This window comes from Citrobacter sp. CtB7.12, assembly GCF_001297795.1.
Taxonomy (GTDB): domain Bacteria; phylum Pseudomonadota; class Gammaproteobacteria; order Enterobacterales; family Enterobacteriaceae; genus Citrobacter_A; species Citrobacter_A amalonaticus.
Genome location: NZ_LIFT01000003.1, coordinates 164124 through 186657, shown reverse-complemented (window position 1 = coordinate 186657; position 22534 = coordinate 164124). Strand labels below are relative to the sequence as shown.

Sequence of the window (22534 nt, the reverse complement as noted above, 5' to 3'; positions counted from 1 at the left end):
ACTTTAATCTGGATCAACAAACATTGAATTTGATAGTCGAATGTGACCCTGGAGAGATCACTTATTACTCCAATGTAGGTATATTTGTAACGTATTTATAACCATAACGATGGAGCGGATATGAAAAAATTAACAGTGGCGGCGTTGGCAGTATGTACACTTCTCTCTGGCAGCGTTTACGCGCATGAAGCTGGCGAGTTCTTTATTCGTGCCGGTTCGGCGACGGTAAGACCGACGGAAGGTGCGGATGGAACGTTAGGCCATTTAGGCGGCTTTAATGTCAGTAACAACACGCAGTTAGGTTTGACATTCACTTATATGGCGACCGATAACATCGGTGTTGAACTGCTGGCGGCAACGCCATTCCGCCATAAAGTAGGCACGCAGGCGACCGGTGATATCGCCACCGTTCATCACCTGCCGCCAACCCTGATGGCGCAGTGGTATTTCGGTGATTCCAGCAGCAAACTGCGTCCTTATGTTGGGGTTGGTCTTAATTACACGACCTTCTTTAATACTGATGTTAATAAGAATGGCGAAGAGACCGGCGTTTCCGATTTGAGTCTTAAAGACTCCTGGGGGGCAGCAGGTCAGGTCGGTATGGACTATCTGATCAACCGTGACTGGCTGATTAACATGTCAGTCTGGTACATGGATATCGATACCACCGCAGACTACAAACTCGGCGGCGTTAAGCAGCACGACGATATCCGCCTCGACCCGTGGGTATTTATGTTCTCTGCCGGTTACCGTTTCTGATTGGCCTAAAAAAAGACCCCGTATTTACGGGGTCAACAGGGACATGACACACACGGTTTTATCGCTATATCTGCTTATGCTTTGTCCTTTGGTTCGCCATCACCCAGCTCAGCGCCGGTTAATGGGTCTGCGTTCGGATCGGACTGGGTCCTTTTCGCCATGGCTTTGACCATCGCCTGTTGCTCTTTGGTCAGTTTGACGGTCGCCAGGCCATCTCCGCCATCCACGGCAGGCTGCGGATCGGCAACATAATCGAAATAGTCATCGCTGTTCCAGCTTCCACGCGGATCGTCGCCTTGCGACATGTTGTAATACACATTCGAGTATTGCTCGACCGGCGGCAATTTGCCCGGCGGAAAATTATTACGAATAGAGTAGAGCGCCTTTTCAAAGGAGAGCTGGTGTGCCGCTTCGCGCGTCATCAAAAATGCCAGTGCATCCTTAACACCGGGATCGTCCGTTACGTTGATCAGGCGTTCGTAGATGATTTTAGCGCGTGCTTCAGCCGCGATATTGGAGCGTAAATCGGCTGTCACTTCGCCAATCGTATCGATATACGCCGCAGTCCAGGGCACACCGGCGGAGTTAGTGAGGGCCGGACCGCCGCCATACAGCAGCGAGGTGATATGGCTGTCATTCCCATTTGCCGTTAAGGATCGGTACAGTTCTGCTTCATTTTCCGTCCCCTCAGCCAATGCGCCTTTGGCCCCTTTATTCAGCATCCCGACAAGGGAGCCGATGATTTCAAGGTGACTCAGTTCTTCGGTCGCAATGTCCATCAGCATCTCTTTGCGTCCAGCATCATCATCACCCAGGCCCTGAGTGAAGTAACGACATGCCGCAGCCAGTTCGCCCTGTGGGCCGCCAAATTGCTCCAGCAAAAGATTCGCTAAACCAGGGTTAGGCTCGCTGACTCGCACCGTATATTGAAGTTGCTTAACGTGTCGAAACATTATGCCTCCTGATGTATTTGTTATTTTTTGGCTTCTACGCCGTCAGTTTCCGAGCGCAGTAAAAATTGTTCCGTCGTTTGCGGAATATGCTTAATCAGCCAGTCAGCCATTTGTTTCTCTTCATTGAGAATAGATTCAATAGCCGGAATTGAGGCGGTATCGCCTGCTTTTTGCGCCGCAGCAAGCAGGGAGGTATAGCAGGCAATTTCGAATTGTTCAAAAACATAACCGCTGATCGAACCTTTTACGATTTCATCAGATGGAAAAATACCACCAATGGATTGTCCCAGCGCCGCCATTTTACTCATCGAATCTTTAATGACAGAACGTGAGATATTATTGCGGTCGAGGATCTCTTCCAGAATCGTAATTTGATGTTTGGTTTCGCTAATATGTTGCTCAATTCTCGAGCGTAGATCAGGATAGTTATCGATACGACCCGCCATTGATTCCAGCATCGATTCGGCTTGTTTTTCCATAGCATGGGCGTCACGAAGCCAGTCATGATAATGTTCGATAGCATTCATTTGTAATGTCCTCTGGGAATGAATTAATTAAAAGCGGATATTTAATAACCAGGGTAAAAATAATTCAGGATTTATTTTGCGCTTTCTTATTCACGTTGCCGATGGCTAAATCGGTCAGTTTAATATCGGTTGCTTTCTCTTCTTCCAGGGTTTCATTCAGCAGTTTCACTGCTTTACGATAGCCCAGTTGTTCTGCGAGAGTGGCAAGGGTGCCGTAGCTGGCAATCTCATAGTGCTCAACTTTCTGTGCGGCGGCAATAAGCGCAGCGTCACGCACTTCGTTTTTCTCGGTGCTCTCAATGACCTCGTTGGCCTCTTCGATCAGACCTTCCATCGCCACACACTTCATGCGTTTTACTTTAATACCCGCTTCGGATTCAACGATCTGATCAATACGTTCAATTTGCCCTTGGGTCTCTTCAAGGTGGGACTGAAATGCCTGACTTAATTTTTCACTGGAGGCAGCTCTGGCTAATTTCGATAGCGCCCGAGTCAATTGTTTTTCTGCGCTGTAGGTGTCTGAAAGCAGGTGGATAAAAACATCTTCAACAGTTTTAATATTCATCTCTATTCTCCTGGGATGATACTGCGAGTCGAAAGACTCGCAGCGTTCGTAAACGATAAATCTTAAAAATTATAAAAAAAAAGGATGTCTACGATTTGTCGGATTTATTTCCGCCACGGCTGTTTTGGCCGCCTTTTTTACCTGCTTCAGAAGCACGTTGCGGATCGTTTTTAAAATTTCCGCCGCTATGTTGGCCACCTTTACGGCCCGCTTCTGATGCTTTTTCACGATTCTCGGCGAAATTTCCAGAACCACCACGATGTTCGGCCATGTTATTTCTCCTGTTTCGTTGGTAAACATAAATGTTAATTTGTGACCGGTGTCGGTACCTTTCTAAAATTAGTCGCTATCCCGGGATAGTCAAATTGTTACGGATTTGTCACGAGGGGGAAATATAATGTGGTGCAGCCATCAGAAAATAATAATGTAGCCCTTTAGAAATGAGCGACTTAACGCCTTATAATTCACTATTCTATTAATAACTCATGGTATCATAATGTGTGGTTATATTAATACTGTTAATGTAATTGACGTAAATTTACATTTATGTGGATGGGCTGACATTGTAAATAATCATAAGACTGTCTCTTTAAGAATATTCCTGGTCGCAGATCTGTGCTACAACCCAGAGGACGCAGGCATCAAAACCGCTCTTTCAGCCTGATGACAGGCTAACGCTGAGTGTTTGCGCACCACGTAAAGCGGCGCAGGTAGACTAAAATTATTTGTAGCGGGGCGGTTCTACTCACAAGTCGTCTGACAGAAGGGCGAGATTCTCCCGTGAGACCTGTACTGCCTTCTTAAAATCGAATAACGTAGTGTTAACAGCGTGTTGATGCTCAGGGTGCCTTAGTGAAAATCGTGCAGGACAGTTTAAGAAACAGACAGGCACTTATTATTTCAGCGCTAACCACGCTGCTATTTACATCACTTTTCTTGTTTATTATTTATGAGCAGCGACTGGCAGCAGTCAATGAAGGAATGAACCGCCTGCAAACGCGGATGCTTGATATCTTCAATGATAATGAAATGATCGCGGATGCGACCGGCGTGCGCTACCGGCAGATCAAAGCCGCCGATCAGTGTGGTGCCATGTCACTATTTCTCCCTCGTGGAAGGGTCTGGGGAATTAACGCCGACAGGAAACGCATTCACTCCGCATCGGGCGCGATGGTGGCGCGTGAACCGACGTTGAACGCACTGTGCATGTATACCGCCGCTGAGTTTATTCGCGGTAGGGTGAATGCGCTTAACCCCGGAAATTTCGATGCTCATCGCTACGTTATTGCCGAGGATGCGAGCTATTTTTACTGGTTTACGCCGACTGACACCAAAGCGTTTAATTATCGTACGTCGCAAATGGCGCAGAATATCTCCGACTTCTTTTTACCTCCCGTCGATTTTTATACCCGCCTGTTGGAAAAGAGTGTCAAAACGAAGGCCTTAAGCTCCACTGATTTTTATAACGATAAAATCACGGATGAGAAAGCCTTTAGCGTCGTGAGTTATATTTATGACCTCTCGCGTACTGAGATTTCCGACCATATCCTTGGCTATCTGGTTTACGATCATGCGAAGCCGGAACTTCAGGAGGCATTACGCGACGCCTTTGATGGACAGGTGCCGCATGGGCTGAACGTTTCGCTGGTGAATACTTTGAATCAGCAGTCGCTTTGTCTGTGGGGGGAATGTAAAAAGCGTCCGGAAATTGCCTTCAAAGTGCTCTCTGAGAAATATGTCATTCACTACGCTATCTCGCTCAGTGGGTTTGCGATGCATGACACCCAGGCGGGGTTGCTGATCCTGATGGCACCGTTCTTCTTTGTACTGATCATGATGGGGTTAAAATCCTGGCTAAATGAGAGCGATCTGAAAGTCTACATCGACTCGTTGACGGGCTGTTTCAACCGTAAAATTCTCGACATCATCAAGCGGCGGGATCTCTCTGACAGTTCGGTGGTGTTGGTTGATTGCAATAAATTCAAAGCAATTAACGACACCTGGGGACACGTTGCCGGGGACAGAGCGCTACAGATTATTGCCAACCGGATGTTGTCCAATACCCGCACCAGTGACGATCTGGTGATTCGCACCGGGGGAGATGAGTTCGTGATTGTGCTGTATAAGGCGAAAACGAGCGATGCGGTCGCCATCGCGGAACGTATCACCCAGCAAATCAATGAGTATCAGTTTCTCGTGAAGGAGACGCAGGTGCCGCTTTCCATCTCATGGGGCGTAGCCGAAGTGACTGAGGGCATTGATGATGCCATTCAGTATGCAGATGGCGAGATGTACAAAATGAAGCAGGCTAAATAATGGGACCGCCAGCGCGAGACTGGCGGTCTTTGGGTATTACTGACGGGTAGCGGCTTTTAATCTGCTGACGAATGATTTGAGTTCTGCGAGCATCTGATCAGGCTGCTCGACATTTTTCTCAATGATTTTGACGATCGCGGAACCGGAGATCGCGCCAGCGGCGCCGGCGTCAATGGCGGCAGACACCTGCTCCGGTGCCGAGATGCCAAAGCCCTGCAAAGCAGGCGCGGCGTTGTACTCTTTCAGTTTCTCTACCAGATGATGCAAAGGCAGCGCAGCGCGGTTTTCTGCGCCCGTCACCCCTGCGCGAGACAGCAGATAAGTATAACCCCGGCCATAAGAGGCGATCTGGCGCAGCAGGTCATCATCGGCATTGGGCGGGCAGATGAAAATCGGCGCAACGTTGTGGCGCAGCGCCGCCTGACGGAATGGCGCGGACTCTTCCACCGGCACGTCGGCGACCAGAACCGAATCCACGCCGACCTCGGCACATTTGGCATAAAACGCGTCAATACCTTTGCTGAATACCAGATTCGCGTACATCAACAGACCAATGGGAATGGTCGGATGTTTTTCGCGAATGGCGGCCAGCATCTCAAAACAACGGGTCGGCGTGACGCCAGCGGCAAACGCGCGCAGCGTGGCGCTCTGAATGGTCGGGCCATCAGCGAGCGGATCGGAGAAAGGGATCCCTAACTCCAGCGCATCTGCACCTGCCTCAATCAGGGCATCGATAATCTTCAGCGACTGTTCAACGCCAGGGTCGCCGAGGGTCACGAAGGGAACAAAGGCACCTTCCTTGCGATCGTTTAGTTGTGCAAACAAACTTTCATAGCGTTCCATCAGATTTCCCCTCGCGCTTTCAGAATATCGTGTACGGTGAAAATGTCTTTGTCCCCACGACCGGAAAGGTTAACCACCAGCAGTTGCGCTTTCTCCGGATTCTCACGCATCATTTTCAGCGCGTGGGCCAGGGCGTGTGACGACTCGAGCGCCGGGATAATGCCCTCGTGCAGACAGAGCGTTTTAAAGGCGTCCAGCGCTTCATCATCGGTGATCGACACGTAGTCGGCACGACCAATGCTGTTCAGGTACGCATGCTGTGGGCCGACGGACGGGAAATCCAGACCCGCAGAGACGGAGTAGGACTCCTCGATCTGTCCCTCATCGGTCTGCATCATTGGCGCTTTCATACCAAAATAGATCCCGACGCGACCGTGCTTCAACGGCGCACCGTGTTCACCGGTTTCAATCCCGTGACCACCCGGTTCTACACCAATCAGCCCAACGTTTGGCTCATTAATAAAATCGGCAAACATCCCGATGGCGTTGGAACCGCCGCCCACGCAGGCGATCACCGCGTCCGGCAGGCGACCCTCTTTTTCGAGGATCTGCGCTTTGGTTTCTTCACCGATCATGCGCTGGAATTCACGCACGATGGTCGGGAACGGGTGCGGGCCAGCAGCGGTGCCGAGCATGTAGTGCGCGGTTTCGTAGCTACCAGACCAGTCACGCAGCGCCTCGTTACAGGCGTCTTTCAGCGTGGCTGAACCGCTGTGAACCGGAATCACTTCCGCACCCATCAGACGCATACGGAAGACGTTTGGTGACTGGCGCTCAACGTCTTTCGCCCCCATGTAGATACGGCATTTCAGGCCGAGCAGGGCGCTGGCGAGCGCCGAAGCTACCCCGTGCTGGCCCGCGCCCGTTTCCGCAATAATCTCGGTTTTACCCATGCGTTTTGCCAGCAATGCCTGACCTAACACCTGGTTGGTTTTATGCGCGCCGCCGTGCAGCAGATCTTCACGTTTCAGGTACAGCGTGGTATTGGTCCCGGCGGTGATGTTCTGACATTTGGTCAACGCGGTGGGACGCCCTGCGTAGTTTTTCAACAGGTCGGTAAACTGGGCCTGAAACTCGGGATCTTTTTGCGCACTGACAAACGCGTCTTCCAGTTGACGCAGAGCAGGCATCAGAATCTGCGGCACATACATGCCACCGAATTCACCAAAATAGGGATTGAGTAATGTTGTCATGTCCTTTTCCTTAATATGCGCGCAGTGTCTGAAATACCGAGGCCAGAAGGCGTGCATCTTTGATGCCCGGCTGTGACTCTACACCTGAATTAAAATCGAGACCGGCACAGCCGGTTTTAGCCGCCTCAACGCAGTTATCCGCGCCAAGACCGCCTGCCAGCAATACGTTATCCAGCGATTGTCCTTGCAGTAACGACCAGTCAAAACGCTGACCGCTGCCGCCCTGGCCGTTATCCAGCACGTATTTGTCGACATGCTGATAGTCGCGGGCCGGGAGAGTGTCACCGACGCTCAGCGCTTTCCAGATCTGTACGTTTTCAGGCAGCGCGGCGCGTAGTGCATCAACATACGCCTGATCTTCGCGGCCATGCAGCTGTACGGCTGTCAGTGAAAGCTGTGTTGCTTTTTCACAGACGTCGGCGATGTCGTGATTACGGAATACGCCAACATACTGTAGCGGGGCGGCGGACTGCACTTCGCGGGCCTGTTCAATATTGACAAAACGAGGTGATGAAGGGACAAAAATCAGTCCACCATAGATCGCGCCAGACTCGCAGGCGGCTTTGGCATCTTCCGGACGCGTCAGGCCACAGACCTTATTCTCGCCCAGCAGAACACGGCGTACGGCGGCGTTAAGATCGTCATGCGCCATGAGTGCGGAACCAATCAGGAAACCATTAGCAAAATGGCTCAACTCGCGAACCTGAGCGTAGGTGTTGATCCCCGATTCGCTAATCACCGTCACACCCTGGCCCAGTTTCGGCGCCAGTTGGCGCGTCCGATTTAAGTCAATCGACAGGTCGCGCAGGTCGCGGTTGTTAATCCCGACCACTTTCGCGTCAAGCGCAATGGCGCGCTCCAGTTCGTCTTCATTACTGACTTCTGTCAGCACGCCCATTTTGAGACTGTGTGCCACGGCAGAAAGCTGGCGATACTGCTCGTCGTCGAGGACCGAAAGCATCAGCAGGCAGGCGTCGGCCTGATAGTGGCGCGCAAGGTAAATCTGGTAAGGATCGATAATAAAGTCCTTACACAAAATCGGCTGCGGCGCGATGCGGCTCACGATCGGCAGGAAATCAAAACTGCCCTGGAAGTACTTCTCATCCGTCAGAACGGAAATGGCGGAGGCGTAATGTTTATACACCCCGGCAATCCGCGCCGAGTCGAAATCATCGCGGATCACGCCTTTAGACGGGGAGGCTTTCTTACACTCCAGAATAAAAGCCGTACGCGCGCCCTGTAAGGCGTCATAAAAGTGACGCGAGCTGGGCTGGACATCGTTTTGAAAACTGGCCAACGGTTGTTGCTGTTTGCGGGCTTCCACCCAAATCGCCTTGTCTGCGACGATTTTCGCTAAAACGGTTTGCATCATTTACCCTCTTGCCGCCAGAGCGGTGACTCGGTCATAAGCGGAACCACTGTGCAAGACCTCGAGAACGGTTTGCGCATTAGCCTTGAGATCTTCTTCACCATGCAGTCGCATTAACATTGCGACGTTTGCGGCAACGGCTGCCTCATGGGCGGCGTCACCTTTACCTTGTAGTAAGCGTGTCAGAATGTCACGGTTTTCTTCCGGCGTACCGCCTGCCAGTTGTTCCTGGTGGTAAGGGGTCAGGCCAAAGTCATCTGCCGTCAGCTGATAGCTTTTGATCTCGCCGTCATGTAGCTCCGCCACAATGGTCGGCGCATGCAGAGAGACTTCATCCATTCCGCCGCTGTGTACGACCGCGGCACGCTGGTAACCCAGCACGCGCAGGGTTTCGGCAATCGGCAAAACCAGTTCAGGGCTATAAACGCCAATCAGCGCCAGCGGCGGATGCGCCGGGTTAATCAGCGGCCCCAGTACGTTGAACAGCGTACGGGTCTTTAACTGCTGGCGTACCGGCATCGCATGACGGAATCCGGTGTGATATTTCGGGGCAAACAGGAAGCAAACGCCCAGTTCGTCCAGCGCCTGACGCGATCGGTCGGCATTCATATCGAGATTGATACCGAAGGCGGCCAGCAGGTCTGATGAGCCGGATTTACTGGAAACGCTGCGGTTGCCGTGTTTTGCCACCTTCAGGCCGCATGCCGCCGCGACAAATGCACTGGCGGTAGAAATATTAATGCTGTTACTGCCGTCGCCGCCGGTGCCAACGATATCGGCGAACAGATAATCAGGGCGGGGGAACGGCGCAGCGTTTTCCAGTAAGGCGGTTGCCGCACCGGCAATCTCATTCGGATGCTCGCCGCGAATCTTCATGCTGACCAGCGCGGCAGCCAGCTGTTCCGGTTTCAGTTCACCGCGTACCACGGCGGAGAACAACTGGTGGCTTTCCTGCTGGCTCAGGGTCTGTGCCTGATACAGTCTTTCGAGGATCGGCTGCAAGGTATTGGTCGGCTCCAGCTTCTGCTGCGCCCAGGCCAGCGTCTGCTCAAGCAGACGTGCACCCTGGGTGGTCAGAATGGATTCCGGGTGGAACTGTAAGCCGCACACGCGATCGGCATCATGACGAACCGCCATCACCATGCCGTTAAAATGGGCGTTGATGGTCAGGCCGGCGGGGATATTGCTACCGATCAGAGAGTGATAGCGGGCAACCGGCAGCGGATTCGTCAGACCGGCAAACATAGCCTGTCCATCGTGTTCAATGCAGGATGCCTTACCGTGCAGGATCTCACCTGCCTGTCCGACGTAGCCGCCGTAGGCTTCGACAATCGCCTGATGGCCCAGGCAGATGCCGATAATTGGCAGCTTGCCGCGCAGACGGGTCAGCAGTTCCGGCATGCAACCTGCTTCACTGGGTACGCCAGGGCCTGGAGACAGCACCAGTACCGGGTTCTTCATGGTGGCCAAACGCTCAATCAGGGTCTGAGCCGGAATATGGTTACGGTAAATCACCACGTTATGACCGTTGGTACGCAGCTGATCTGCCAGGTTATAGGTGAATGAGTCGATGTTGTCGAGCAGCAGAATGTCAGCCATCAGAAAGTCTCCTGTGCGTGGTGCGCGGTGGCAATGGCACGCAGGACCGCGCGCGCTTTGTTACGGGTTTCGTCGGCTTCTGACTGGGGAACAGAATCGAGCACAATACCGGCGCCCGCCTGGACGGTGGCGATACCGTCTTCCACCAGCGCGGAGCGAATCACAATGCAGGTATCCAGATCGCCATGCGCGGTGAAGTAACCGACTGCACCGCCGTAGCTGCCGCGTCGACGGCCCTCGGCTTCGGCAATCAACTGCATTGCCCGCACTTTCGGTGCCCCGCTCAGCGTGCCCATGTTCATGCAGGCGCGGTAGGCGTGCAGGACATCGAGATCGTGGCGTAATTCGCCGACGACGCGAGAGACCAGGTGCATAACGTGAGAATAACGGTCAACTTTCGTCAGGTCTGCCACGTACCGACTGCCTGGCGTACAGATTCGGGCAAGATCGTTACGCGCCAGGTCAACCAGCATCAGATGCTCGGAAAGCTCTTTATGGTCGGTGCGCATCTCCAGTTCAATGCGGCTGTCGAGGTCGCGATCTAACGTTCCGTCGGCGTGACGACCACGAGGACGCGTACCGGCAATCGGGTAAATTTCAATCTGGCGGCTGGTGGCATCGTATTTCAGTGAACTTTCCGGCGACGCACCAAACAAGGTGAAATCGTTGTCCTGCATAAAGAACATGTACGGGCTGGGGTTGCTCTTCTTCAGCACGTAATAGGCCGCCAGCGGCGACGGGCAGGGCAGTGAGAAGCGGCGGGACGGGACCACCTGAAAAATTTCCCCGGCGCGGATCGCTTTCTGCATTGAGCGAACCACTGCGCCAAATTCTTCATCGCTCTGATTACATTCACAGCGCATTTGTGGCACGGAAACGACCGGCAACGGCGGCGCAGGTTCGGTCAACTGCTGGCTCAGACGTGCCAGACGTGCGGTGAGACGCTGTTTTTCCGCCTCATTCTCGCTGAACAGGCTGGCCTGAATGCGGGAGCTTTGTTTCTGGTGGTCGATCACCACAAGCGTTTCCGCCAGATAGAAACAGTAATCCGGGCAGCGGTTGCCAGCCTTAAGCTGCGGTAAATCTTCAAAACCGGCAACCAGATCGTACGCAAACAGACCGCCAAAGAACATCGCTTCGCGCTCTTGCGCCGGGACGTTCACCAGTCCCTGCAGCAGGCGGAAGGCGTCAAAGACCGAGAGTGCGCACAGACGCGCATCTTCGTCTAATAATGGGCTGACTGGCGGGAAACGCAGCACGCGACCTGCGTCCTGGCGTTCATTTTCAACGCCTGCGGGCAGGGCGGCATCGAGCAATGCCAACAATGCGGCGCCATTGTCAGTTAAGGCCTGAATAGTGACAGTGTCACCGGTAGCGGTGATGCGTAGCGCGCTATCCACCAGTAACAGGCTTTTAAGGTCGTCTTTGCTGTCGATATCCGCAGATTCCAGCAGCAGCGTTGCCGAACGATTGCCGCAAACCTGGTGGAACAATTCCGTCGGGTTTTTGCGATAGGCGGCATCGCAGGTAATGAGTTCAAGTGTCGGTTTTGATGTCTGCATGGTTATTCTCATTAATTTTGTTCAAAAAAAAGCCCGCGCTGTTGGCGGGCCGGGTATCTGGTGGCGATCTACACGCGAAATACACTGCCCGAAATCAGGAAGTGCGCCACCCACCGTGCAGAACAAACGTTGCTTTCATTTCGATACCCTTTTGCTTGTGAACTTTCGTACTAGTTAACTAGTTCGATGGGTTATTGTCAACACCTGATTTCAGTAAATTTGCCGGAACCGTTATGATGCGCAGGAAAGACTATTTTTGAGAGACGGGAGTTCGCCTTGAGCGACACGAATTATGCAGTGATTTATGACCTGCACAGTCACACCACGTCATCCGATGGCCGGCTGACGCCAGAAGCGCTAGTCCACCGCGCCGTCGAGATGCGTGTAGGCACGCTGGCGATTACCGACCATGACACCACAGCCGCGATCCCCGCGGCAAGCGAAGAAATTTCACGTTCTGGCCTTGCGCTAAATTTGATCCCTGGCGTTGAGATCTCCACGGTCTGGGAAAACCACGAAATCCATATTGTGGGTCTGAACATTGATATTGAAAATCCGGCGATGTGCGCGTTTCTGGCGCAACAGACGGAACGCCGACAGCAGCGGGCGCGGCTCATCTCTGACCGCCTGGAAAAAGCGCACATCACCGGCGCATGGGAAGGGGCATTGCGCCTGGCCGATGGCGGCGCGGTGACCCGTGGCCATTTCGCCCGTTATCTGGTGGAGTGTGGTAAAGCGACCACCATGGCCGATGTGTTTAAAAAGTATCTCGCGCGCGGGAAAACAGGATACGTTCCGCCACAGTGGTGTACAATAGAACAAGCTATTGATGTCATTCATCATTCTGGCGGTAAGGCGGTACTGGCCCATCCTGGGCGGTATGATCTTAGCGCTAAATGGCTGAAAAGGCTGGTGGCGTATTTTGCGCAACATCGTGGTGATGCGATGGAAGTCGCGCAGTGCCAACAGTCCCCGAATGAGCGCACGCAACTGGCTACGCTCGCCCACCAGCATCAGCTATGGGCATCGCAAGGATCTGATTTTCATCAACCTTGCCCGTGGATCGAGTTGGGTCGCAAGCTCTGGCTGCCGGCAGGCGTTGAAGGCGTCTGGCAGACGTGGGAGCAGCCACAAAACACCACAGTGAGGGAAGTATGAGCCAGTTTTTTTATATTCATCCTGATAACCCACAGCAGCGCCTGATCAACCAGGCGGTTGAGATTGTGCGTAAGGGCGGGGTGATTGTGTATCCAACCGACTCCGGCTACGCGCTCGGTTGTAAAATTGAAGACAAAGGCGCGATGGAACGGATTTGCCGTATTCGCCAGTTGCCGGATGGACATAACTTCACCCTGATGTGTCGCGATCTGTCCGAACTGTCGACCTATTCGTTTGTCGACAACGTGGCTTTTCGCCTGATCAAGAACAACACGCCGGGCAACTACACCTTCATCCTTAAGGGGACGAAAGAGGTACCGCGTCGGTTGTTGCAGGAAAAACGGAAGACCATTGGTCTGCGCGTGCCGTCGAACCCGATCGCGCTCGAACTGTTGCAGACGCTGGGCGAGCCGATGCTCTCTACCTCGCTGATGCTGCCAGGCAGTGATTTTACCGAGTCCGATCCGGAAGAAATTAAAGATCGACTGGAAAAGCAGGTGGACCTGATTATTCATGGCGGTTATCTGGGCCAGCAACCCACAACGGTGATTGATTTAACCGATGATTCTCCGGTTGTCTTGCGTGAAGGCGTCGGAGACGTTAAACCTTTCTTATAAGGACGCAACTCTGTATACTACGCGGCCTTAAAATGGCGCTGAGAAGCGCCGTTGATTCTCCTGTTCGACGCCTGTGAAGGCGACAGCTAAAGGAAGCTCTATGAGCGAAAAGTTACAGAAAGTGCTGGCGCGCGCTGGCCACGGCTCCCGCCGTGAAATTGAATCCATCATTGCAGCAGGTCGCGTCAGCGTAGACGGCAAAATTGCCACGCTGGGCGATCGCGTTGAAGTGACTCCCGGCCTGAAAATTCGTATCGACGGTCACCTGATTTCAGTGAAAGAGTCGGCGGAACAAATTTGTCGCGTTCTGGCCTATTACAAGCCGGAAGGTGAACTGTGCACGCGTAACGACCCGGAAGGTCGTCCTACGGTGTTTGATCGCTTACCGAAACTGCGCGGTGCTCGTTGGATTGCGGTAGGGCGTCTGGACGTCAATACCTGCGGTCTGCTGCTGTTCACTACCGATGGTGAACTGGCAAACCGCCTGATGCATCCGAGCCGTGAAGTTGAACGTGAATACGCGGTGCGCGTCTTTGGCCAGGTTGACGATGCTAAACTGCGCGATCTAAGCCGTGGCGTGCAGCTGGAAGACGGTCCGGCAGCGTTCAAGACCATCAAGTTCAGCGGTGGTGAAGGGATCAACCAGTGGTACAACGTCACCCTGACCGAAGGGCGCAACCGTGAAGTGCGTCGCCTGTGGGAAGCCGTTGGCGTGCAGGTAAGCCGTCTGATTCGCGTACGCTACGGTGATATTCCGTTGCCGAAAGGTCTGCCGCGCGGCGGCTGGACGGAACTGGATCTCGCCCAGACCAACTATCTGCGTGAGCTGGTGGAACTGGAGCCGGAAACCACCTCGAAAGTGGCGGTAGAGAAAGATCGTCGCCGCATGAAGGCAAATCAGATTCGCCGTGCCGTGAAGCGTCACAGCCAGGTGAGCGGCGGTCGCCGTGCAGGCGGTCGTAATAACAACGGTTAATTCGCTATCCCGTAATTGCTAAAAGGCCCCGAGGGGCCTTTTTTAATAATCAATCCCCATCTGGGCTTTGACCCCTGCCTCAAAGGCATGTTTAACCGGACGCAGTTCACTGACGGTATCGGCCAGTTCGAGAATATCCCGATGGCAGCCGCGACCGGTGATGATCACCGTCTGGTGAGACGGGCGCGCATTCAGCGCGTTAATCACCTCTTCAAGCGGCAGATAGTCGTATGCCACCATATAAGTCAGTTCGTCCAGCACCACCATATCCAGTTGCGGATCGGCAAGCATGCGTTTGCCGTGATCCCATACAGCCAGACAGGCTGCGGTGTCAGCTTCGCGGTTTTGCGTCTCCCAGGTAAACCCGGTCGCCATCACCTGAAATTCAACGCCGTGCGGCTCCAGCAGGTTACGCTCGCCGTTGGGCCAGGTCCCCTTGATAAACTGCACCACGCCGACCTTTTTACCGTGTCCCACTGCGCGAGTGGCGGTGCCGAAGGCGGCGGTGGTTTTTCCTTTCCCGTTGCCGGTGAAGACAATCACGATGCCGCGTTCGTCCTGGGCCTGGGCTACCCGGGCGTCAACCCGGTCCTTCACGCGCTGCTGGCGCTGTTGATAGCGTTCTTCACTCATTGGGCGATTCCTGGTTTGCGGCCCGGTTGGGCGTCGAAGGTCATGCCGGTCTTGCGGCGGCTGTCGTCGCCCATTAGCCACAGGTACAACGGCATAATATCGGCGGGTGTTTTGAGTTTTTGCGGATCTTCCGTTGGAAAGGCGTTGGCGCGCATCCCGGTACGGGTGCCGCCCGGATTGATGCAATTCACGCGTAGCGGACGGTTTTGGTACTCATCTGCCAGCACCTGCATCATGCCTTCGGTAGCAAATTTAGAGGCCGCGTAGGCGCCCCAGTTAGCACGACCCTGCTGGCCCACGCTGGAGGAGGTGAAGACTAACGATCCGGAATCTGACTTAAGTAATAAAGGAAGCAATGCCTGGGTCAGCATAAACGTTGCATTGACGTTGACCTGCATAACCTGTTGCCAGACCTGCGGGTCCTGCTCGATCATCGGACAGACGTCACCCAGTAAACCGGCATTGTGTAAGACGCCGTCCAGTCGCGGATACTGTCCGCCGATGCGCTGCGCCAGTTGATGACAGTCATCAGCGGTGCAGGTTAACAGATCGAGTGTAAACCTCTGCGGCTGGCGGTCCGTTTGCTGGGTAATGCTGTCGGCGACGTGGCGCAATTTCTCATCATTACGGCCGAGCAAAATGACGTTGGCGCCGTAGCGAGCGTAGGTCAGGGCCGCTTCACGGCCAATGCCGTCGCTGGCGCCGGTCACCAGAATAATGCGATCCTGCAGAAGGTCTTGTTTCGGTTGATAATGCATGGGGACTCCTCGGCGACATGCCTGGTCGCTCTGCTTCTCGTTGGTGTGTCGGGTTTATGCCTGAAACAGGACTCAATTTCAATCAGCCAACGGCGATAACGCCCTAAAATGAACACTTTGTCATACTTTTATCCATCCGCATATCCCGCGAGACGACGCATTACACCTGATGTACACTGAGCCGACGCTAAGTTGTTTAACCAAGGTGGGACGTGTGGAATTGTTGTCTGAATATGGCTTGTTTTTAGCAAAAATCGTGACCGTTGTGCTGGCTATCGCGGCGATTGCCACCATTATCGTGAATGTTGCCCAACGTAAGCGCCAGCGTGGCGAACTGCGGGTTACCAACCTCAGCGAACAATATAAAGAAATGAAGGATGAACTGGCGATGGCGCTGCTCGATAGCCATCAACAGAAACTCTGGCATAAAGCGCAAAAGAAAAAGCATAAGCAGGAAGTGAAAGCCGCCAAAGTAAAAGCCAAACGGGGCGACAGCGACACGTCGGATAAACCGCGCGTCTGGGTGCTGGATTTCAAAGGCAGTATGGATGCCCACGAGGTCAGTTCACTGCGTGAAGAGGTGACGGCCGTACTGGCGGTGGTGAAACCGCAGGACCAGGTGGTGGTGCGTCTGGAAAGCCCTGGTGGCGTTGTGCACGGTTACGGCCTTGCCGCATCACAACTGCAACGCTTACGCGATAAAAAGATCCCGTTGACCGTGACCGTGGATAAAGTCGCGGCGAGTGGCGGTTACATGATGGCCTGTGTGGCGGACAAAATTGTCTCCGCACCCTTCGCGATTGTCGGTTCGATTGGCGTGGTTGCGCAGATCCCCAACTTCAACCGTTTCCTGAAAGGCAAGGATATCGATATCGAGTTGCATACCGCCGGACAGTACAAACGGACGCTGACGCTGCTGGGTGAGAACACCGAAGAAGGGCGGCAGAAGTTTCGTGAGGATTTAAACGAAACCCATCACCTGTTTAAAGATTTTGTCCATCGTATGCGTCCGACTCTGGACATTGAACAGGTTGCGACGGGTGAACACTGGTACGGACAGCAGGCGCTGGAGAAAGGGCTCATTGATGAGATAAATACCAGCGACGAGGTGATCCTTGGGCTGATGGAAGGACGAGAGGTGCTGAACGTTCGCTATCTGCAACGGAAGAAACTGGTCGATCGGGTGACAGGCAGCGCCGCGGAAAGTGCCGATCGGCTGCTCCTGCGCTGGTGGCAGCGCGGACAAAAACCGTTGATGTAAGAGACGGTATTAATGAAAAACGCGAGGCTCCAAGGCCTCGCGTTTTTGCTTTAATCAATCAGGTGATACTTTTCAGAAAGTACATGCGCCAGATGTTTAAACATATTGAACACGGCAGTGCTCTTTGGCGTGGGTAAACCTTGCTCGTCTAAAAAGTAATCCCCACTGAAGACCAACACCCCATTTCGCTGGGTCACACCGGTGGCAACAATGCCCGCCAGCGTATCTTCATGCTCACGAATGATTTTGTTGGCTTCAATCAACAGCGTTTCGCGATCGATAGGTTGTGTCTCTTTGCGCATTTTTTACTCCTTAAACAAGGGCATTAGTCTACGCCGACCAACTCTTTTGGGCAAATATTCCCTCAGTGTGTACAAGGGGTTGTCAACCTTTGCTGACTGGCAGGATTTAGTTTTGCATGCTAATAAAGTTGCGTAACGAATTTTATCAGGTACAGTGTGACGCTTTCGTCAACCAGGCAACAGATTTGCTTGACATTCGACCGAAATTCCGTCGTGCTATAGCGCCTCTGTGCGAAAAAACCTGTCAACTCAGTCACCTGGCTATTTAGTGTACAGAGTCAGTACAAGGGGTTGATATCCGCAGACGCAGGGACCATATCCGTGGCTCGTCGCCAGTGGATGGTGTATCAACGTGCGACGCATTCCTGGAAGAATCAATTTAGGTAAAGGTGAATATGGGTAAAGCTCTTGTCATCGTTGAGTCCCCGGCAAAAGCCAAAACGATCAACAAGTATCTGGGTAATGACTACGTGGTTAAGTCCAGCGTCGGTCATATCCGTGACTTGCCGACCAGTGGCTCAGCAGCTAAAAAGAGCGCCGACTCTACCTCCACCAAAACGGCTAAAAAGCCCAAAAAGGATGAACGTGGCGCGCTCGTCAACCGTATGGGCGTTGACCCGTGGCACAACTGGGATGCGCACTATGAAGTGCTGCCCGGTAAAGAGAAGGTCGTCTCTGAACTGAAACAACTGGCTGAAAAGGCCGACCACATCTATCTCGCAACCGACCTTGACCGCGAAGGGGAAGCCATTGCATGGCACCTGCGGGAAGTGATCGGGGGTGATGACACGCGTTACAGTCGCGTGGTGTTTAACGAAATTACCAAGAATGCGATTCGTCAGGCGTTTGAAAAGCCGGGCGAACTGAACATTGACCGGGTTAACGCTCAGCAGGCACGTCGCTTTATGGATCGCGTGGTGGGCTATATGGTCTCGCCGCTGTTGTGGAAAAAAATTGCTCGCGGTCTGTCAGCCGGTCGCGTTCAGTCCGTGGCGGTGCGTCTGGTCGTTGAGCGTGAGCGCGAGATTAAAGCGTTTGTACCGGAAGAGTTCTGGGAAATTGATGCCAATACCACCACGCCTTCCGGCGATGCGCTGCCTTTGCAGGTGACCCATCAGAACGACAAGCCGTTTCGTCCGGAAAACCGTGAGCAGACGCTTGCGGCGGTAAGCCTGCTGGAGAAAGCGCGCTACAGCGTTCTGGAACGTGAAGACAAGCCGACCAGCAGCAAGCCGGGCGCGCCGTTTATCACCTCCACGCTGCAACAGGCGGCCAGCACGCGTCTCGGTTTTGGCGTGAAAAAGACCATGATGATGGCGCAGCGTTTGTACGAAGCGGGCTACATCACCTATATGCGTACCGACTCGACCAACCTGAGTCAGGATGCCGTGAATATGGTGCGCGGTTACATCGGCGACAATTTCGGCAAGAAATATCTGCCGGAAAGTCCGAATCAGTACGCCAGCAAAGAAAATTCGCAGGAAGCACACGAAGCGATTCGTCCTTCCGACGTCTCCGTGCTGGCGGAAACGCTGAAGGATATGGAAGCCGACGCGCAAAAACTGTATCAGCTGATCTGGCGTCAGTTTGTCGCCTGTCAGATGACCCCAGCGCAGTACGATTCCACCACCCTAACCGTGGGTGCGGGTGATTTTCGTCTGAAGGCGCGCGGTCGTATTCTGCGCTTCGACGGCTGGACGAAAGTGATGCCCGCGTTGCGTAAAGGTGATGAAGACCGGACGCTGCCGGCGGTGAATAAAGGTGATGCGCTGTCTCTGGTTGAACTGATCCCGGCTCAACACTTCACCAAGCCACCGGCGCGCTTCAGCGAAGCCTCGCTGGTGAAAGAGCTGGAAAAACGCGGAATTGGCCGTCCGTCGACCTATGCGTCGATCATTTCGACCATTCAGGATCGTGGCTACGTGCGGGTGGAAAACCGTCGCTTCTATGCGGAAAAAATGGGTGAGATTGTCACCGATCGTCTGGAAGAGAATTTCCGCGAGCTGATGAACTACGATTTCACCGCGCAGATGGAAAACAGCCTCGACCAGGTCGCGAATCACGAAATCGAATGGAAAGGCGTGCTCGACAACTTCTTCAGTGATTTTACTCAGCAACTCGACAAAGCGGAGAAAGATCCGGAAGAGGGCGGGATGCGTCCGAACCAGATGGTGTTGACCAGCATCGACTGCCCCACCTGCGGACGCAAAATGGGAATTCGCACCGCCAGTACTGGCGTGTTCCTTGGCTGCTCGGGTTATGCGTTGTCGCCGAAAGAGCGCTGCAAAACCACCATTAACCTGGTGCCGGAAAACGAAGTCCTGAACGTGCTGGAAGGTGATGACGCGGAAACCAACGCCCTGCGCGCCAAACGTCGTTGTCAGAAGTGCGGTACGGCGATGGACAGCTACCTGATCGATCCGAAGCGCAAGCTGCATGTTTGTGGTAATAACCCGACCTGCGACGGCTACGAGATCGAAGAAGGCGAATTCCGTATCAAAGGGTATGACGGTCCGATCGTCGAGTGCGAAAAATGTGGCTCTGAGATGCACCTGAAGATGGGGCGTTTCGGTAAGTACATGGCATGCACTAACGACGAGTGTAAAAACACCCGTAAGATCCTGCGTAACGGTGAAGTTGCACCGCCGAAAGAAGATCCGGTTCCGCTGCCCGAGTTGCCGTGTGAAAAATCGGATGCGTATTTCGTGCTGCGTGATGGCGCTGCCGGGGTCTTCCTGGCTGCCAATACTTTCCCGAAATCCCGTGAGACGCGCGCGCCGTTGGTGGAAGAGTTATACCGCTTCCGCGATCGTCTGCCAGAAAAACTGCGTTATCTGGCCGATGCGCCGCAACAGGATCCGGAAGGCAATAAAACGCTGGTGCGTTTTAGCCGTAAGACCAAACAGCAGTATGTTGCCGCTGAAAAAGACGGGAAAGCGACCGGCTGGTCTGCCTTCTTTGTTGATGGCAAATGGGTCGAAGGCAAGAAGTAACCGCCCACGGTGCAGTTGTGCTGAAGAGGGTCGCGTAAGCGGCCCTTTTTTTGTTTTTATAGCGGACTTATTATTTTTTACTCACCGCTATACAGCCTGTTTATTAATGATATAGTGGTTATAGTTAACGGCTTTTTTATTATTAAATCGTATTAGCAGCGCATCACTGCCTGCTCTGAAACGATGACCTGATGGCGCTAATCTGGATGGTTTAACATGAAATTACAGCAGCTTCGCTACATTGTTGAGGTGGTGAATCACAACCTTAACGTCTCCTCCACCGCGGAAGGCCTTTATACCTCGCAACCGGGTATCAGTAAGCAGGTTCGCATGCTGGAAGACGAACTTGGCATCCAGATCTTTGCCCGTAGCGGTAAGCATCTGACTCAGGTGACGCCGGCTGGTCAGGAGATTATCCGCATTGCGCGCGAAGTGCTCTCCAAAGTGGATGCGATAAAGTCCGTTGCCGGTGAGCATACCTGGCCGGATAAAGGCTCTCTCTATATTGCGACGACGCATACCCAGGCGCGTTATGCGCTACCGAATGTGATTAAAGGTTTTATTGAGCGCTATCCGCGTGTGTCGCTGCATATGCACCAGGGGTCACCCACACAGATTGCCGAAGCGGTTTCAAAAGGAAATGCCGACTTTGCCATTGCCACGGAAGCGCTGCATCTGTATGACGATCTGGTCATGTTGCCATGCTATCACTGGAATCGTTCGATTGTGGTCACGCCTGAGCATCCGCTGGCCAATAAAGGGTCGGTGACCATTGAAGAACTGGCACAGTATCCACTGGTGACGTACACCTTTGGCTTTACGGGGCGCTCTGAACTGGATACCGCGTTTAACCGCGCAGGTTTGACGCCACGTATCGTCTTTACGGCGACTGACGCCGATGTGATCAAAACTTACGTGCGTTTAGGCTTAGGAGTGGGGGTGATTGCCAGCATGGCCGTCGATCCGCTGTCCGACCCGGATCTGGTTCGCGTGGACGCCCACGACGTCTTCAGCCACAGCACGACAAAGATCGGTTTTCGTCGCAGCACGTTCCTGCGCAGTTACATGTATGATTTCATTCAACGTTTCGCCCCGCATTTGACGCGTGACGTGGTGGATACCGCCGTGGCGTTGCGCTCGAACGAAGAAATAGAAGAGATGTTTAAAGATATCAAATTACCTGAAAAGTAATCGTCACAGAAAACGGTCGGTATCTTTTGTTCGCAGGAGATACCGAAAGTTTTAATTAAATCGCTATTGGTTTTATTAAGGCTGGCGTAATAATAATGTCCACATGATGATTATGGATAATCGACCGTAAAGTAGTGTCTTATTCCCCGCCTCGCAAATTTCCCTTTTCAAATATTTATTTTCGATCAAAAGATTGATTTATTCACTGGAAACGATTCGTAAATTCACTGGATTTTTGACTAAAGTTTCATTAGGATTTGTCTCATCTGATGATTAATTGTACCGATTGTTGGTGCTTAAATGATAAGTGATGCCGATTGTATGAGGTTAGCAATGCCGTCTGAAAACCAGGAGCCACGTCGGGACCCTGAGATGAAACGCAAAGCCTGGCTTGCGGTTTTCCTGGGCTCAGCGCTGTTTTGGGTCGTGATCGCACTGTTGATCTGGAATGCCTGGGGGTAAAAATGGAGGTTCACGACCCACAACAGACGTCGTTACCTACATGTCACTCTGGTGACACCGTACGAGAAACGAAAAAAGGCGCGTGCGTGAAAACTGTTCCCAAATCCTGGAAGCTGACTCAGCAACAGCAAAAGTTTATTGAGTTATTCGACGAAGACGATCAACAGAAACAATAATCGTCACCATTCTTATTACCGTTTCTTTTGTACCGATAAATTATCACGGTGCGCTTTTACCTATACACCGCAGCAATAAAGCGTTGAGAAAGTCTCAACACAATGTATTAAACAAAACGGGTATAGCCGATGATGACTGCAAATATGAAATACTGGTCCTGGATGGGCGCATTTTCCGTCTCGCTGCTCTTTTGGGCTGAACTGCTCTGGATCGTGATGAATTAATCTCAACCCTTCCGCCTGATGGCGCTACGCTTAGCAGGCTCATATGTGGCCTGAGCAACACATTGATATCGAAAAGTCTGTAGAACAGGTAAGCCT

At 53.0% G+C, this 22534-nt stretch carries 22 protein-coding genes and 1 other annotated feature; of the genes, 10 read left to right on the top strand and 12 right to left on the bottom strand.

Annotated features, from left to right (window positions below; genetic code table 11):
- Window positions 1-120: 120 nt before the first annotated feature.
- Complete coding sequence (gene ompW, locus AOY24_RS04860) at window positions 121-759, top strand: outer membrane protein OmpW (RefSeq protein ID WP_054176248.1); 639 nt, start codon at window positions 121-123, stop codon at window positions 757-759.
- A gap of 74 nt (window positions 760-833) precedes the next feature.
- Here the strand turns inward: ompW and AOY24_RS04855 are convergent, their stop codons facing one another.
- The 4 genes from AOY24_RS04855 to AOY24_RS04840 form a co-directional block, all read right to left on the bottom strand.
- Window positions 834-1712, bottom strand: coding sequence for a manganese catalase family protein (locus AOY24_RS04855; protein WP_054176247.1), 879 nt, complete (start codon window positions 1710-1712; stop codon window positions 834-836).
- 20 nt (window positions 1713-1732) lie between these two features.
- The gene (locus AOY24_RS04850; protein ID WP_043000521.1) at window positions 1733-2239 is read right to left on the bottom strand and encodes a ferritin-like domain-containing protein; all 507 of its coding nucleotides are present in this window, start codon (window positions 2237-2239) and stop codon (window positions 1733-1735) included.
- Window positions 2240-2303: 64 nt separating this feature from the next.
- Complete coding sequence (locus AOY24_RS04845) at window positions 2304-2804, bottom strand: ferritin-like domain-containing protein (RefSeq protein ID WP_044267182.1); 501 nt, start codon at window positions 2802-2804, stop codon at window positions 2304-2306.
- A gap of 88 nt (window positions 2805-2892) precedes the next feature.
- Window positions 2893-3075: a general stress protein gene (locus AOY24_RS04840; RefSeq protein ID WP_044257720.1), complete on the bottom strand. Its 183-nt coding sequence runs from the start codon at window positions 3073-3075 to the stop codon at window positions 2893-2895.
- 581 nt (window positions 3076-3656) lie between these two features.
- On the opposite strand from AOY24_RS04840, the gene AOY24_RS04835 reads away from it, so the two are divergent.
- A complete protein-coding gene (locus AOY24_RS04835; RefSeq protein ID WP_043000524.1) occupies window positions 3657-5120 on the top strand; it encodes a GGDEF domain-containing protein in 1464 nt (487 codons plus the stop codon).
- 36 nt (window positions 5121-5156) lie between these two features.
- Here the strand turns inward: AOY24_RS04835 and trpA are convergent, their stop codons facing one another.
- Genes trpA through trpE form a run of 5 tightly spaced genes read right to left on the bottom strand, consistent with a single transcriptional unit; the run spans window position 5157 to window position 11686 of the window.
- Entirely contained in the window at window positions 5157-5963 is an 807-nt protein-coding gene (trpA, locus tag AOY24_RS04830; protein ID WP_044327870.1) for a tryptophan synthase subunit alpha, read from the bottom strand.
- Window positions 5963-7156 (bottom strand): tryptophan synthase subunit beta, encoded by a 1194-nt coding sequence (gene trpB, locus AOY24_RS04825; RefSeq protein ID WP_054176246.1) that lies wholly within the window; start codon window positions 7154-7156, stop codon window positions 5963-5965. Before trpB ends, trpA begins: the two co-directional genes overlap by 1 nt.
- Before the next feature lie 10 nt (window positions 7157-7166).
- Entirely contained in the window at window positions 7167-8525 is a 1359-nt protein-coding gene (gene trpCF / locus AOY24_RS04820; RefSeq protein WP_054176349.1) for a bifunctional indole-3-glycerol-phosphate synthase TrpC/phosphoribosylanthranilate isomerase TrpF, read from the bottom strand.
- A gap of 3 nt (window positions 8526-8528) precedes the next feature.
- Entirely contained in the window at window positions 8529-10124 is a 1596-nt protein-coding gene (trpD, locus tag AOY24_RS04815; protein WP_054176245.1) for a bifunctional anthranilate synthase glutamate amidotransferase component TrpG/anthranilate phosphoribosyltransferase TrpD, read from the bottom strand.
- On the bottom strand, window positions 10124-11686 hold the full coding sequence (trpE, locus tag AOY24_RS04810) for an anthranilate synthase component I (protein WP_054176244.1): 1563 nt from the start codon (window positions 11684-11686) through the stop codon (window positions 10124-10126). Before trpE ends, trpD begins: the two co-directional genes overlap by 1 nt.
- A gap of 23 nt (window positions 11687-11709) precedes the next feature.
- Window positions 11710-11804: a sequence feature (Trp leader region), on the bottom strand.
- Between the two features lie 158 nt (window positions 11805-11962).
- On the opposite strand from trpE, the gene rnm reads away from it, so the two are divergent.
- The 3 genes from rnm (at window position 11963) to rluB (ending at window position 14437) form a co-directional block, all read left to right on the top strand.
- A complete protein-coding gene (gene rnm / locus AOY24_RS04805; RefSeq protein WP_054176243.1) occupies window positions 11963-12844 on the top strand; it encodes an RNase AM in 882 nt (293 codons plus the stop codon).
- Window positions 12841-13461, top strand: a complete 621-nt coding sequence (locus AOY24_RS04800) for an L-threonylcarbamoyladenylate synthase (RefSeq protein ID WP_043000530.1) — start codon at window positions 12841-12843, stop codon at window positions 13459-13461. Before rnm ends, AOY24_RS04800 begins: the two co-directional genes overlap by 4 nt.
- 100 nt (window positions 13462-13561) lie before the next feature.
- The gene (rluB, locus tag AOY24_RS04795; RefSeq protein ID WP_043000531.1) at window positions 13562-14437 is read left to right on the top strand and encodes a 23S rRNA pseudouridine(2605) synthase RluB; all 876 of its coding nucleotides are present in this window, start codon (window positions 13562-13564) and stop codon (window positions 14435-14437) included.
- A 42-nt stretch (window positions 14438-14479) separates the two neighbouring features.
- On the opposite strand, the gene cobO is transcribed toward rluB, so the two are convergent.
- Both cobO and AOY24_RS04785 read right to left on the bottom strand, forming a co-directional pair.
- A complete protein-coding gene (gene cobO / locus AOY24_RS04790) occupies window positions 14480-15070 on the bottom strand; it encodes a cob(I)yrinic acid a,c-diamide adenosyltransferase (protein WP_044257724.1) in 591 nt (196 codons plus the stop codon).
- Entirely contained in the window at window positions 15067-15828 is a 762-nt protein-coding gene (locus tag AOY24_RS04785) for a YciK family oxidoreductase (protein ID WP_054176242.1), read from the bottom strand. The genes cobO and AOY24_RS04785 overlap by 4 nt, the downstream gene beginning before the upstream one ends.
- 214 nt (window positions 15829-16042) lie before the next feature.
- Between AOY24_RS04785 and sohB the strand changes: the two genes are divergently transcribed.
- Window positions 16043-17089 carry a protease SohB gene (sohB, locus tag AOY24_RS04780; RefSeq protein ID WP_043000534.1) on the top strand — a complete coding sequence of 349 codons (1047 nt, stop codon included), beginning with the start codon at window positions 16043-16045 and terminating at the stop codon, window positions 17087-17089.
- 50 nt (window positions 17090-17139) lie between these two features.
- Here the strand turns inward: sohB and AOY24_RS04775 are convergent, their stop codons facing one another.
- Complete coding sequence (locus AOY24_RS04775; RefSeq protein WP_042318668.1) at window positions 17140-17391, bottom strand: YciN family protein; 252 nt, start codon at window positions 17389-17391, stop codon at window positions 17140-17142.
- 395 nt (window positions 17392-17786) lie between these two features.
- Here AOY24_RS04775 and topA point away from each other — a divergent pair, with 395 nt between their 5' ends.
- From topA to ymiC, 4 genes are all read left to right on the top strand, one after another.
- A complete protein-coding gene (topA, locus tag AOY24_RS04770) occupies window positions 17787-20384 on the top strand; it encodes a type I DNA topoisomerase (protein ID WP_043000535.1) in 2598 nt (865 codons plus the stop codon).
- Between the two features lie 216 nt (window positions 20385-20600).
- A complete protein-coding gene (cysB, locus tag AOY24_RS04765; protein ID WP_043000536.1) occupies window positions 20601-21575 on the top strand; it encodes an HTH-type transcriptional regulator CysB in 975 nt (324 codons plus the stop codon).
- Window positions 21576-21896: 321 nt separating this feature from the next.
- Window positions 21897-22037 carry a YmiA family putative membrane protein gene (locus AOY24_RS23510; protein WP_212807457.1) on the top strand — a complete coding sequence of 47 codons (141 nt, stop codon included), beginning with the start codon at window positions 21897-21899 and terminating at the stop codon, window positions 22035-22037.
- Window positions 22038-22342: 305 nt separating this feature from the next.
- Window positions 22343-22438: a small membrane protein YmiC gene (gene ymiC / locus AOY24_RS25330; RefSeq protein WP_225738869.1), complete on the top strand. Its 96-nt coding sequence runs from the start codon at window positions 22343-22345 to the stop codon at window positions 22436-22438.
- Window positions 22439-22534 lie beyond the last annotated feature (96 nt).